Below are 13,111 nucleotides of genomic sequence, written 5' to 3'. Positions count from 1 at the left end.
CGCAACCGCGGCGGCCGTATTTTTTTCCGGCGCGTTTTTGTCGGTCACGGCCGGAGGAGCGAACCCCGGGGAGGTGGAGATAAGTTTAACCGGATCCCCGATCTTCAATCCCGGACCGGAATACGGTCCCTCCGCCCGGAATTATCAGGGCATTCCGGGAATCGAGCGCGCGCCCGGCGGCCGGCTGTAGTATTCGAGGTTCGTGCGGATCGTGCGGAATGCCTCCGCTCCCGGTGATTTCGGATCGAGCTGGGTGATCATCTCGATGCCGTGCGGGCTCCGCACGTTCGAGTGGGTCGCCATGATGTAATCCGCGGCGTTGCGCGCCATGCCCATGGCCGCACGGCCGGTCCGGGCCAGCCGCGATGCCGGCTGCGCGGACTCCCCGGTGTCCTCGCCCGGCTCCGGTTCGCGCTCAATGTGCGGCACGACGCCCATGACCGGGATCTTGAACAGCTGCTCGACGTGTTCCAGCGTCGCGATGCTCGTGTCCAGGTTTTCCGCCACGAATGCCATGGCTACGCCCAGAACGAGTCCCAGCAGGAGCCCTGCGATCGAGGTGCGGAACCGCCCCGCATGGATCTCGTCCGCGGTCATGGCCGGGCTCACCACGTAAGCGATTTCGGCGCGTTCGAGCTCGGAGATCTTCGCCTCTTCGAGCTTCTGGCTGAGGAAGGTGTAGAGCGTCTCGGAGACGTCCGTGCGCCGGACGTACTTGCGCGACTCGCGCTCCAGCTCCGGGATCTCCTGGAGCTGGGCCTTAAACGTCTCGATCTGGTCGTCGATACGCGCTTTCTTCGCCTCCAGCCCGGCGCGCTGGTTCTCGAGATCCTCCATCCGGGTCATGACGATATGGCGCCGCTCTTCACCGGCCTCCTTCTTCGCGTTCTGCAGGAGGACCTCGAAAAGTTGCATGCGGGGGTGGTTCGTCGTGTAGTTGCCCGTGCCCATGATCTCCGTGCGCCCCATCTGCAGCTCAAAGATGCGGTCCTTGACGCCGGTGAGGTGGAGGCTGTCGGATACGAGTCCCTGGAAGGCGGAGAAATCCCCGCCGGAGCGGGGGTCCCCTTTCAGGTAGCGGTCTACGGCCCTGTTCCATTTCGTGATACGACCCTCGAGCCGGCTCAGTTCGCCTTCGATGGCGATTTGCTCGGACTGCAGATCGGCGATCTGGGACACGAGATTTTCGCCCTCGGCCTCGAGATCAATGACCCCGTATTTTTCACGGAACTCCTTGAGCGCGCGCTCGTCGGTGTAGAGCTGGGTCATGATCTGATTGCGCCACTCCTCGATCTGCTCTTTAACCTGGCGCGCATTGCGGGTGATGTTCTCCTGATGGTACTGGATGAAGGTGGTCGAGACGGCGTTCGCGATCTCCATCGCCTTCTGACCGGAGGTCGAATGGACTCTTATGCTGATCAGGTCGGTGTTGCCCAGCCGTTCAACCTCGATCATCTCCTGGAGATCCGCCGCCCGCTGGTCCACATCGGGATCCTCCGGATACATGGATCGGGCCACGCGCTGCAGGACCCGGTAGCTGGTGATCTCCTTGAGGTAGTTCTCGATCGTGTCCACCGGCCGGGCCTGCTGCAGTCGCGACATGAAATCGGCCAGCGTGCGCTGGCGCTGGATCTTGATGCGCGACTCCGCCTGGAAGATGTTTTCCTGGTTGAAGGCGATCAGGACGGTAAAGACGATGCTCGCGAGAAACACCACCAGGATCACCCTGCGCCGGCGGTAGAGGATCTGCAGATAGTCTTTCAGACTCAGTTCTTCAAATGCCATAGGTCTGTCCCGGTTACCCCGGGCTCCCCCCTCGGTTTGTCAGGCCCATGCCTGCGATTCAGTCGTCGTCCTGGATCTGATCCTCGAGAAAATAGATGTCACGCACGGTCGAAACCGGAAGCAGGATCACGCGCAGCGCCTGCTCGTAGAGCGTGAGAAAGGATTTCGGCACGTAGATCGTGTCGCCGGGTTCGAGCAGCAGGTTCTCTTCGGGCTCGCCGCGGGTGTAGAAGCGGTGGAGGTTCGACTTGATGACCTCGGGATGGTACTGGTCGCCGCGGACCGTGATCACGCGGCTGACGGTGCCCTGCGCATCCCTGCCCCCGGCATCGGCGATCAGCTCGCTGAGCATCATGCCCTCGTCAAGCGGGTAGACGCCCGGTCGCGCGATATGGCCCAGAATGATCACATGGCTGCGACGCGACATCTCGGGGATGTAGACCGTCTCGCCGCCGGTGAGAAAGATGTTTTCCTCGATGTGACCGTCCAGCACGCGCTGGAGATCCATCACCTCCGTCTCCCCGTCCGCGTAGGTCACGCGGATGTTGCGGATATCCGCATCGTCCGTGTAGCCCCCGACCTCGCTGATAAACGAGGAGAGCAGCGTTTCCCCCTCGATCTCGTAGGTGCCCGGTCCCGTGTCGCGGTTGGGGTTCATCTGGACTTCGCCGAGGATGGATACCTTGGCGCCTACGTGCTTCTTTACATGGACCTTTACGACGGGGTCGTTCAGGAGTCGGTCGAGCTCGCTCTGGATCTCCTGCTGGAGTTCTTCAGGCGTCCTGTCCAAAAAGTTCATCTCGCCGATGCTCGGCATGACGACCCGGCCGTCGGTCGGGATGGTGTCCTCAAGAGGATATCCGTCCTGCTGCTGCAGCATGTCGCGCAGCCATACCTCGACCTCGATCTCGTCGTCGACCTGCAGCCTGACCGTACGCGGTTCGCGGGAGGCGACCGCCTCCAGGCGCTCGCGGATCTGTTCCTGCTCGCGGTGTCGCATCTCGTTGAGTCGGCGTACAATCCGCTTCTTCTGCGCCTCGAGAAGCTCGCGCTCCTGGGTCACCTCCTGCGAGGATTCCTCCGCCGGCGGGCGGGCCACGCAGCCCGATCCGGCCAGAAGCGCAACGACTCCGGTCAGGGCTGCTGTAATCGCGAGGATCTTCTTCATCGGGATATCATCCTCCCCTCGTGACGGTACGGACAATCGACAGCGCGGGATGTTCGCGCAGGTCGAGCATCTGGCGCCGTTCGGGATGGTTGCCGTGCCGGTCGAGAACGATCTCGACAAGGGGACGCAGCGGCGCGCCGCGATTCTGTGAGACGACGCGGGCGAGCGCGCCGCTGTTGAGTTCGACGATCGCGCCCACCTGGTAGAATCCGCCCGCGAGCAGGAGGGCCTTCAGCACGTCCGGCGCAAAGCGGTCGCGATTGCGCTTGAGCATCACCATCACCGGAGCAAAGGGTTCGCCGCTCGATTCGAAGTGCTCCCACTGTTCGCGGTAGACCCGCTCGAATTCGCATGCGAGGCCCAGGAGCTGTCCTTCGGAGCTGATCTGACTGCCGCGGAGGTGATTCGGCGTACCCGACCCGTCCGCACGCTCCTTGCATTCGGTGAGCGCGCGCAGCATCCGGTCCGGCGCGCCCAGCCTCCGGGCGATGTGGGCCGTCTTCTCCAGCGCATTACGCTCGTCGCTTCCCTCCACGTCCTGAAGCGATACGCCCTGTCCCGCCCCGATGTCATGAATCAGGGCGGCGGCCCCGAGGCCGATCTGATCGCGCCGCGGGAGCTTGAGCGCGCGTGCCAGATGCAGGACGACGATGATGCTGTTGAGAACATGCCGTTCTCAGGAGGCGTCCCCGTGTTCGGGCATGCGGAGTACCTCGGCCCAGAAGGCGCCGAGTTCGGTCTCCATCGCGGCGTCGAGGCGCTCAATGACCCCGGCGATATCACGCCATCCCAGGTTGAGTCCCTCGTCGGAGCGGAGCTGACCGAGCAGCTCGGCGGCATCGCGGCGGGCCTTGAACAGCGCGCTCCCATCGATCGCTTCGGCCGTGATGCCCATCTCTTCGATCGCACTCTCGATGCCGATCTTTCCGGAAGAGGAGGAGGCGTGCTCCTGCACGTCTTCACCGCGCGGAGGTTCCTGCGCGGCTTCCGGCTCAGGCTGTTCTTTTTTTTCCGCGGGGCCGGACTCCTGTCCCGCCGCACGGCGACGTAATTCGCTGAATCTTAGCGGACACATACAGCCTCCTGGCCGCGTTTATAGCAGGCGCGTAACCGCTTGGCAAAAACTATATTCCGCGTGGGAGGGAGTGAGAAGTGTAATGTGAAATGCCGCAGGTATAGGAGAGAGCGTTCCATGCCGTGGTTCGCTATCCTTTGTGGTCTTACAACAGGACAACAGAGGAAGGAGACGGCATGGAACAGAATCAGAATAGCAGGAAGGGCAAGCACTTGACGAGGGTGGAGCGCATGGTGATTGAGCGGATGTCCCGTGGGGGGATCCCCCCACGGGACATCGCGGCCGCCTTGGAGCGTCACCCGCGTACGATCCAGCGTGAGCTCAAGCGCGGGACGGTGACCCACCGGGACTCGGAGTGGCGGGAATACCGGACCTACAGCAGCGATCGCGGCCAGGACCTCCATGATTACCACGCCACCGCAAGGGGGCCCGGTCTGAGGCTGGGCCGCAACTATGCGCTGGCCGAATTCATCCGTTGCCGCATTGTGGAACATAAGGAATCGCCCGATGTAGTCGCCTTTCGGATGCGTCAGGCCGGTCTGGAGGAGGTGGTGTGCACCAAGACGATCTATAACTACATCGATAAAGGCGTCATTTTCGGGCTCAGCAACGAGTCACTGTGGGAGAAGCGTAAGCGAGCCAAGCGGCGCAAACGCGGCGCTCGGCGGTTGGCGAAGCGGATTTCCAAAGGCAAAAGCATCGACCAGCGTCCCGAAGGAGCCGAGACGCGCGAGGAGTTCGGACACTGGGAGATGGACCTGGTGACCGGCCCCACGCGCGGGTCCAATGCCGCCCTATTGACCCTGGTGGAACGCAGACATCGGATCACGATCATTCGCAAGCTGCCTGATAAGAGCCAAGCCAGCGTGCTCAAAGTTCTCAGAGGGCTCGAGCGTGAACATGGCTCCCGCTGCTTCCGTCAGATCTTCAAGACCATCACGGTCGACAACGGCAGCGAGTTCCTGGACTTCGAAGCCTTAGAAGCCTCTTCCTTCTCGAAGCAACAGCGAACCCAGATCTTCTACGCCCACCCATACTCATCCTGGGAACGCGGATCGAACGAGAACGGCAACAGGATGATCAGACGGTTCGTGGCCAAGGGCCGGGATATCGCGCGCTTTACCAAGCAGAAAATCCGCGACATCGAGCTATGGATCAATAACTACCCGCGCCGGATCCTCGACTTCATGACCCCTCACGAACTCTTCACGAACGAACTCAAAACGATCTCATAAATGAAACAAGACCACTACATGCGGCATTTGGTTTACAACCTACCCGCGTGGGAGGGAGAAAGAATGGGATTCACCATGAAGGGCATGAAGAGCATGAAGGTTGATTGGGTGGGGAGAGAATGGGATTCACCATGAAGGACATGAAGGGCATGAGGATTATTACGCTTCATGCCCTTCCCGCCTTCATGGTTGTCCTCCGCTCTTTCTTTCTCCCGCGCAAAGGACAGATAAACGAATCGGGAGGACTGCCCCCTGTTCCGAGTGTTGAAAAACGGGGAGGGCCCGTCTATTTCTTCCGCACGGACACCGCCCGATCTTCGCGCTCCAGGAATAATCCGTCGGAGGCGCTGATCGTGACGACGCGGGCAGGTTTCCCGCTGTTGTGTACGGGATCCTGGGTGCCCCGGATGCGGCGGAACGCCGCGTCCGGGAACAGTTTGCGCAGGTCGACGACGGCCTCCGAAAAGACGGAGCCGTTGAGCAGGACCAGCCCGTGCTCGAATTCGCGAACCAGGACATCGGCACAACCCTCGCGCAGTCGCAGATCGGAAATCTCGTAGTTTCCCGGTTCCTCCGTCACGCCGAATTCGATTTGAGCGGGACCGCTCCCCCCGGCGATCAGTGTCAGGACCACCTTCCGTTCGCGCGGAAAGACCAGAACCTCCTGCATGTAACCGCCGCCGCTCTGTCCGCCGCCCAGGAGCTGGCCGACGTTGGTGTTGAGTTCCTCCGCCGCACGGTCGCTCTGCTTCCCGCCGTCCCGGTCCGTGATAAAACGCAGACGCATGTTTTTAGGAATATTCCGGTGGGCGCGTCCGAAGCGGTCGTAGACCGGCGATCCGCGGAGTTTGAAGGAGAGGGTGTACTCCCGGTTACGTTCCAGTTCAACCCCGGGGAGCGGAAGGGCCACGGTGGCCCGGAAACTGTCCTTCAGCTGACGCCAGAGTCCGCGTTCGCGGACCCGGAAGCTGAATCCGTCCCCGGTCCGGGTGCGCTCCGGTTCAGAAAGACGCCACGGCGGCCTTTCCATGCGGACGGCGGGCATCGGCGACTGCCGCGTGAACGCGTAGACCGGCTTGCTCAGGTGAGTGGTTACGCGGACGGGATCGCCCTCGGGAAGCCCCAGCCAGCCGAACTCGCCGCGGCCGGCGTGGTATTCATCGTAGATCTTCGGCAGCATGCCCCCGTACCGCGCCCGCTCCTCCTCGAGCCCCGGATACTTCACCTCCTCCGTGTTCCCGCCGTGCGCCGGGCGAAGCACCATCTTGCCGACGTATCCCGATCCCATGCAGGCGGTGGCCATGTCGAGCCGGAAGTGCGCCAGCGTGGCTGGGCGTTCGAGGTCGGCGGCCTCGCCTCCGTGGTGGACCTCATCGGCGTATTTATTGTGTACGAAAGAGAGGTTCGGGTCGCGTCCCCGATCCTCCCAGAGCAGCCAGCGGTCGAGATTGCTGGAGTACATGTACTCGTAGGGGGGGAAGAAAAGCGTGAAGCTGTGTTCGTACTCGCCTCCGTTCAGTACCTCGAAAAGCCGCTGGTCCTCGTTGAAATTCGAATCCGAGACCATGCGGAAGTCGCGCCCGAGTCCCTTGAAATGTCCCGGCTTGCCCTTGCGAAGGAGCGTGGCGAACTCACTTATGCCCACCGGCCAGGCGAGCACGCCGTCGAACTGGAAGTTGTCGATCTCCCCGTCGTTGTCGCAGTCCACGCGGTTCGACACGCGGTGCGAGGGCGTATGCGTCCCGCACGAGACGTCGAAGACGTATCCGTCGATGTTCGGATAGTGCCTGCGGCGCATTGCGGCGTAATGCCGGGCCATGGTTTCGGCGGCGTTCAGGCCGGTGCGCGGATCGACCGGGCAGAATGGGGTGAGGTTGGGCATGAACGGTTTCACCACCACCGCCTGCTTCATCGATTCGCGCAGATGCGGGGGGAAGCTCCGGACGACCCCCGCGTTTTCGACGATGACCGGCACCGCGCCCGGTGCGACCACCGCCCCGGCGTCAAAGGCATGACGGTTTTCGCGGGCGTCCCAGCGACGGATCGTGACGGTGCGCGCCGCGGGGTCGATCGCCACGAGGCTTCCCATATCCGCATTGAGCCAGTCGGGTTTTTCGTCCGTCCCCCGGGTGTAGATGACCACGTCCTTGAGCAGGGCGTTCGTGATCTCCGGGTGCGCCTTCGCCACCTTTTTACTCAGGCGGTGGGTCAGCGGGAGGAAGGGAGTCATGTCCCCGACCCCCACCGTAATCGTTTCGGCGTCAGCGGGGATCGAATCCCGCGTCTCCGCCCCGGTCTCATAGACCCAGTGGCCCGGAAAATCCATGAGGGGATGGATGTCGTACTCGAAGATCTCCATCAGCGGGGAGGTGTCACGGACCTCCGGGTCGAGCCACCCGTAGTCCTCGATCCGCTGACGCGGCAGCATCTCCCATGTGCCCCAGATCCCCGTCGGTTCGTTATTGATCTGCACCAGCACCACCGCGTCGGGGTGTTCGCGCTTGAACCGGACCGACGAGAATTTCCGCTTGTCGACGTGCAGGTCGGAGACCATCAGCTGAATGTGGTCGTAGTGTGAAAGCAGCTTCGGGAAATTTTCCCTGAAAAGCATCGGCCGGGGATAGCCATCCGGTCCGGCCTGCGACGCAGCGGCCGCCGTCGTCAACAGCGCGAGCAACCAGGTTTTCAGACCCACGAGTCACCTCCCGCCCGCATCCGGGCCTCTTGGTCAGGTACAGAAAGTTGCATATACATATTTCCTTTGTGATACCGCATTGTATTTGGTGCAAAAGTATCTGATAAGTCTTTTGATCCGTAAACCCCTAAATTGCGTGTAAAATTATTTTCTTGATTGCGGTCCTGCATGCCCGTTAAGATTCATCGTTATTATCATGATCTCCGCAAGTGCGGGAGAGGAGCCGAGAAATGGATCGTCGCGATTTCATGCAGCGTCACATCGGGGGGGCGGGGGCCGTCCTGAGTCTCGGCATGCTTCGGGCCCGTCAGGTGCGCGCCGCGGAGCTGGGGGTCAGGCCGGACTCGTTCCCGCTGAGTCCGGGGGCGAAGACTCCGCCGGAGGAGCTGCGGATGCTCGCGGGGTACATTGAGGCCTTTTCACCGCCGGAGGGCCGCATGGATGATGCGGGGGGATGGACGGCGGTCTATGATATGCTCCGTTTTTCAGCCACGCCGGGGTACAGGAAACAGCGCGCCCGCTCGCCGATGTCAAACGTGATCTTCGGCCAGGTGGCCGTCACCCGCGCGCACGGCTCGACCGACTGCGACGTCCGGATGATCTTTGAGCCCGCCGGCGTGCCGGAGGAGGTCCGGGCCCGCATCGCGTGCCGGGAGGACCGGCCGGCCTCCGTTCGCTCGTACGAGCTGGACTGGACGTGCAGCCACACGAAGCCGAAGGCGGGCTACACCCGGCGCGAGCGCGGGACGGCGTCGCCCGGGGTGTTGAAGGTTGAATCGGATGGCCATACGGACCGGTTCGAGCACCGGCACCCGTTGACGTGTCCCTGGACGCTCTTCGATGCCGTTCGGCGCTTCCCGGCCGATCCGGGGCGCGAGGTGCCGATGGACATGATGATGGATCTTTCGTGACTACTCAGGTACCCCTCTCCCAGAGGACGGTTGACGATAACGGGCGACGAGAGCGGTGGACGATAGGCGCTTCCAACTCGTGAGCCGTTCTCGTCGCCCGTTATCGTTAGCCGATTCCAGATGGGCTATACGGGATCGAGACGATGGCGGCAAGTCGGGATGGCTCCGCCTGGATTTGCGAGGGGGCGAGTGCGAGTAGGATCGGCGAGGTCCGTTCATCCGCGGCAGAGGCTACGAGGTATTGAGCGCCGGAACGAAGGGGTTTCCGCTGAACAGGCAGGTCAGCGCATCCATAGCGCCGACGGCATTCTTGCGGGCGGTTGAGATGTAGCTTCGAATGCGGCAGAAGGCTTGGGCGCCATCCTCGGTTCGGAACATGCCCGAGATTTTCTGCTGCACCTTCATCATGCGCAGATCGCGCTCAGCCTGATTGTTGTCGAAGGGCACGTTGAAGTCGTACATGAACGCAAGCGCTTCATCGCGGTGCTCGTCGAGCCGTTCGAGCAGGTTACGGGCTTTGGTCTTCTTGCGGCGGCCCCGTCGTTTCTTCGCGTTGCGCGGCAACGGCGGCAGCGGATTCTGCGCGTAGCCTTCGTCGAGGACTTGCTGGTAGCGGGCTTCAAAGGCTTGGATCTGCTCTGCCGCAAGATGGCCTGCCTGTGCGTTGCACGCAGACAGGTCGGTGCTCTGCTTCGCATGATCGACGGCCTCTTTGATGTCGAGCAGGCAGTCGATCATGTGGTCGGCCCAGTCCTGCTGGTGCTGCTCATGCGCAAAGATCAGTTCCCGCAGGTGATGGGCGTTGCAGAGGCCATGGAGGCAGTCGTAGCCGAAGTACGGTTTCCAGAAGTCGTGAACGGCGCGTCCGAGGAAGTCGGGCAAGATGCCGATGTCATCGATCGCTTCGCGGCCGCGTTTGCGATGGATGTCATAATAGGTTGCCTGTGCGGTCGAGGCCGAATGCAGCCACCACAGCTTGCCGTCTACCCGTGAGCCGGTCTCGTCGAAGTGTGCCACGGCGGCCTGCTCGATCAACTCCTTGATCTTCTCGACGGGGTCGGCGGCCAACGTGTGGGATTGGGTGATGATATTGCAGAGCGTGCCTTCGCTCATCGGGCAGCCGAAGAAGTCATTCAGCAGTTCGCAGGTTCGGTCATAGGGCAGGAACTGATAGTTCTTCAGGTATACGGCCGCGGCCTTGATCCCCTCGCCGTATTGCACCGGAGCGTTGACCCCCTCGGGGAACGCGGCTTTGTTCAGATGGCCGCACGCGCAGGTTTTGGTTTCGGCCTGGTGCTCGGTGACGATCAGCCGCAGGGGTGGCAGGTCATGGACTTGGCGCTTTTCGATGCCCTCGACGGATTGATCGGCTAGAGAGCGGCCGCAGTGTTCGCATTCCTTCACACGGTGCACTTCGGTGTGCTCGGGCTTGTCGGCCATCGCGAGCGTATGGCCGGTATGGCCGGGCTGGCCGCCGGACTTGCGCTTGCCCTTCTTGCGCAGGCTTTTGGGCGCAGGTTTCTTGAAGCCGTCGCTGGAGGGCGGTTTGCTGCTGTTGCGCGAGTTCTTGGCAAGCTGCTCTTCCAGGTGGCGGACGCGTTGATCGCTTTGGTCAAGACGGCTTGTCAGGTCTTGAACTTGACGCTCCAGTGAATGGATTCGTGCGTCCATCATCAACAGCACCCGCACGACGGTGTCCTTGCCGGCGTCGTAGATCGCTTCGGCCTCTTGGCGTGTCATCACCTGCCCGCCCTCCCTTCGGTTCGGGAGCAGGCGGGTGCGCACAACTCCCGCCGGAAGTCCGGGATGAGCGGATACAGATACACGTCCTTGACCGGCGCCTGGATGCGGCGGTCTCGATCGTTGCGGGTCCGCCCCTGCGTTGCGCCCAGGCGCATCCAGTTCGCGGCCCGGTAGCAGGTGCCTTTGAATCGGGAACGGTCCACGAACGTTTCCAAGGCATGCACGGGATGAGCGTACTTGCCCTGCCAGTCATCCCGGATGCGCCGGGCAATGAGGCCGAGGACGTGGCTGGCCAGATGCGGGACTTCGACCCAGGGCAGGATCAGGAAACGCGTATTGTTGGTCAATGCCTGGAGATTGCGTTCACGGCAGGCCCGATCCCAGCCGAGGAAACGATCCCGATCCGCGCATTTCCATGCCGCCGAACCGAACAGCGCACAGGCCACGAGCCGACCGTGCCGGTCGCGGATCAGATAGCGCAGGTTCTCGCCCACCGTGTTGCGATGGCCCAAGTAGTGGTATCGGCCCAGCAGCCCTTTGAACAACTGCGAGTTATCCGAACGTGGGGCGACAAGGTCTGCCGACAGGGGCCGCAATGCGCTCAGGTCAGAGCGAATCGGTTCGGCGGCAGGTTCTACGGCAGGCACGCACCGGTTGCGGAAATGATTGGAAGACGGGCGTTGACGCGCCGGCAACTCGATGCATCCGCGTCGCTCCAGCTTCAACAGCAGGGAGCGCGCCGCCATGTCCTTGATACGGCCCTGCGCGTTGCGCCAGTTCCAGCAGCGGCACAGTTCTTCGCTCAGGCGGGTACGCCCCCAGTCCCGATGCTCTGCCATCAAATCCCGGATCAAGGCGATCTCGCCGTCCGTGATTCTCCGCCCCTGAATGACCATAGCCTGTGCCATGGTCAGCAGCGTAGAAGACCACGCGATCCGAGTCCAGAAGAAAATCGGGTTTTTTCTGTTGCGCTCGGGGGGGGTAGTCTACGATTGTTCCAGTGGTAGCGCCATGGTGGGGCTACCTGAGTAGTTACGATCTTTCAAACATGCGCCGCGATCAGGTGCTGCGGTTTGCGCGCGGTGTCGCGGTCGAGACCTCCGGCGGGCCGGTCGAGCTGCGCGTGTACGAGCAGCTCGGCCGCGGGATCGAACCTCTGCACTATGCGGTGGACGCGGACCGCCGCACGCTCTTTGTCACCCACGGGCAGCTCGGATGGGCCCTGAACAGGATCGAGGAGGCCTGACCATGGCGGGTAAGATGAGCCGGAGACCGAATATCGTTTTCGTCCACGTCGACCAGCTCAAGCAGTCCGCGATCGGGGCCTGCGGCTGCGAGCGGGTCCGGACCCCCGGCATGGACCGCATCATGAACGACGCGGTCTCCTTCGACCGGTATTACGCCACCGTCCCGGTGTGCGTCCCCTCTCGCACAAGCTGGTATACGGGGCTCGAACCGGATCAGAGCGGGATCACCGAGAACCCGCGCTGGATCGACCGCGAGGAGGTCCATCCCACGGATCTCGGGACGTGGCTGCGCGATCGGGGCGGATACGACTCGTATTACATGGGTAAATGGCACATTGCTATCAAGCCGCAGGAGTGCGGGTTTGAACAGCTGCACGGCTCGAATCCGGTCGGCGAGTACGGCGACACGGCGCTCGCGCGGGCGGCGGAGGATTTTCTCCTGAACCACCGCGGCGAACGCCCGTTCTTTCTCAGCGTCGGCCTGCTCAATCCCCACGACATCTGCTACTGGTCGTTCAGGTACAGCCCGGGCAAGTTCGGGATCGCGGACCGGATAAGGGATCGCCTCCCCCCGCTGCCGCCGAACTTCGATCCCGAACGCGCGGCCACGGACTGGACGGAGCTGGAATGGCGGTTCTACGCCCATGCGTACTTCCGGTTCGTGGAGATGATCGACGGGGACCTCGGACGGATCTACCGCGCCTTTCAGCGCTCGCCGGAGCGCGACCGCACCATTTTCATCTTCTCCTCGGACCACGGCCAGGCCAGCGGCGAACACGGACACCTCACCAAGGGCACCCCCTATGAGCACAGTCTCCGCATCCCGCTGGCGGTGGTCGATCCGTCCGCCGCGCCGCGCCGCGACCGGACACACCTGGTGAGCGGACTGGATATGGCGCCGACGATCTGCGATTACGCGGGGGTCGAACGCATGCCGCGCAACCACGACATGAGCTTCCGGCCGCTGGTGGAAGGCGGTGCGGGCGACTGGCGCGAGTGGCTGGTGGCGTCCACGCCGCGCATGAAACACCGCGTCATCTACCGGGGCGATTTCAAGCTGATCCATGAGCGTCGGGGCGAAACGGACCGCCTGTTCAACCTGAAGGACGACCCGTGGGAGATGCGCGACCTGGCCGACGACCCCGCTCACGCCTCCGTCCTCCGCGAGCTTCGCGCCCTGCGCGAGGAGTATGACGAATCGCGCGAGGTCTGCCGCATGGCGCAGGAGGACTTCGAACGCTGGGAATGAAAA

General features: G+C 62.7%; 10 protein-coding genes and 1 pseudogene. 4 read left to right on the top strand and 7 right to left on the bottom strand.

What is annotated here, in order from left to right:
- Positions 1-144: 144 nt before the first annotated feature.
- From L21SP4_RS06600 to L21SP4_RS06585, 4 genes and pseudogenes are all read right to left on the bottom strand, one after another.
- The gene (locus L21SP4_RS06600; protein ID WP_052881914.1) at positions 145-1,785 is read right to left on the bottom strand and encodes a GumC family protein; all 1,641 of its coding nucleotides are present in this window, start codon (positions 1,783-1,785) and stop codon (positions 145-147) included.
- 58 nt (positions 1,786-1,843) lie between these two features.
- Positions 1,844-2,953 carry an SLBB domain-containing protein gene (locus L21SP4_RS06595; protein ID WP_052881913.1) on the bottom strand — a complete coding sequence of 370 codons (1,110 nt, stop codon included), beginning with the start codon at positions 2,951-2,953 and terminating at the stop codon, positions 1,844-1,846.
- A 7-nt stretch (positions 2,954-2,960) separates the two neighbouring features.
- Positions 2,961-3,611 (bottom strand): annotated as a pseudogene (locus L21SP4_RS06590) (HD-GYP domain-containing protein); the annotation flags it as partial.
- Positions 3,612-3,629: 18 nt separating this feature from the next.
- Positions 3,630-4,028: a hypothetical protein gene (locus L21SP4_RS06585; protein ID WP_144413782.1), complete on the bottom strand. Its 399-nt coding sequence runs from the start codon at positions 4,026-4,028 to the stop codon at positions 3,630-3,632.
- Positions 4,029-4,204: 176 nt separating this feature from the next.
- Here L21SP4_RS06585 and L21SP4_RS06580 point away from each other — a divergent pair, with 176 nt between their 5' ends.
- On the top strand, positions 4,205-5,263 hold the full coding sequence (locus L21SP4_RS06580; RefSeq protein ID WP_052880849.1) for an IS30 family transposase: 1,059 nt from the start codon (positions 4,205-4,207) through the stop codon (positions 5,261-5,263).
- A 286-nt stretch (positions 5,264-5,549) separates the two neighbouring features.
- On the opposite strand, the gene L21SP4_RS06575 is transcribed toward L21SP4_RS06580, so the two are convergent.
- Entirely contained in the window at positions 5,550-7,958 is a 2,409-nt protein-coding gene (locus L21SP4_RS06575; RefSeq protein ID WP_052881910.1) for a hypothetical protein, read from the bottom strand.
- Between the two features lie 230 nt (positions 7,959-8,188).
- Between L21SP4_RS06575 and L21SP4_RS06570 the strand changes: the two genes are divergently transcribed.
- Positions 8,189-8,869, top strand: coding sequence for a hypothetical protein (locus L21SP4_RS06570; RefSeq protein ID WP_052881909.1), 681 nt, complete (start codon positions 8,189-8,191; stop codon positions 8,867-8,869).
- Positions 8,870-9,100: 231 nt separating this feature from the next.
- On the opposite strand, the gene tnpC is transcribed toward L21SP4_RS06570, so the two are convergent.
- Positions 9,101-10,543, bottom strand: a complete 1,443-nt coding sequence (gene tnpC, locus L21SP4_RS06565; protein WP_417999895.1) for an IS66 family transposase — start codon at positions 10,541-10,543, stop codon at positions 9,101-9,103.
- 65 nt (positions 10,544-10,608) lie between these two features.
- Positions 10,609-11,520, bottom strand: coding sequence for a Druantia anti-phage system protein DruA (locus L21SP4_RS06560; protein WP_201774601.1), 912 nt, complete (start codon positions 11,518-11,520; stop codon positions 10,609-10,611).
- A 140-nt stretch (positions 11,521-11,660) separates the two neighbouring features.
- Between L21SP4_RS06560 and L21SP4_RS06555 the strand changes: the two genes are divergently transcribed.
- A complete protein-coding gene (locus L21SP4_RS06555) occupies positions 11,661-11,858 on the top strand; it encodes a hypothetical protein (protein ID WP_052881907.1) in 198 nt (65 codons plus the stop codon).
- A gap of 2 nt (positions 11,859-11,860) precedes the next feature.
- Entirely contained in the window at positions 11,861-13,108 is a 1,248-nt protein-coding gene (locus tag L21SP4_RS06550) for a sulfatase family protein (RefSeq protein WP_052881906.1), read from the top strand.
- Positions 13,109-13,111 lie beyond the last annotated feature (3 nt).

This window comes from Kiritimatiella glycovorans (assembly GCF_001017655.1).
Lineage (GTDB): Bacteria > Verrucomicrobiota > Kiritimatiellia > Kiritimatiellales > Kiritimatiellaceae > Kiritimatiella > Kiritimatiella glycovorans.
Note: the sequence above shows the minus strand (reverse complement) of the source record. Positions and strands in the feature narration are given on the sequence as shown.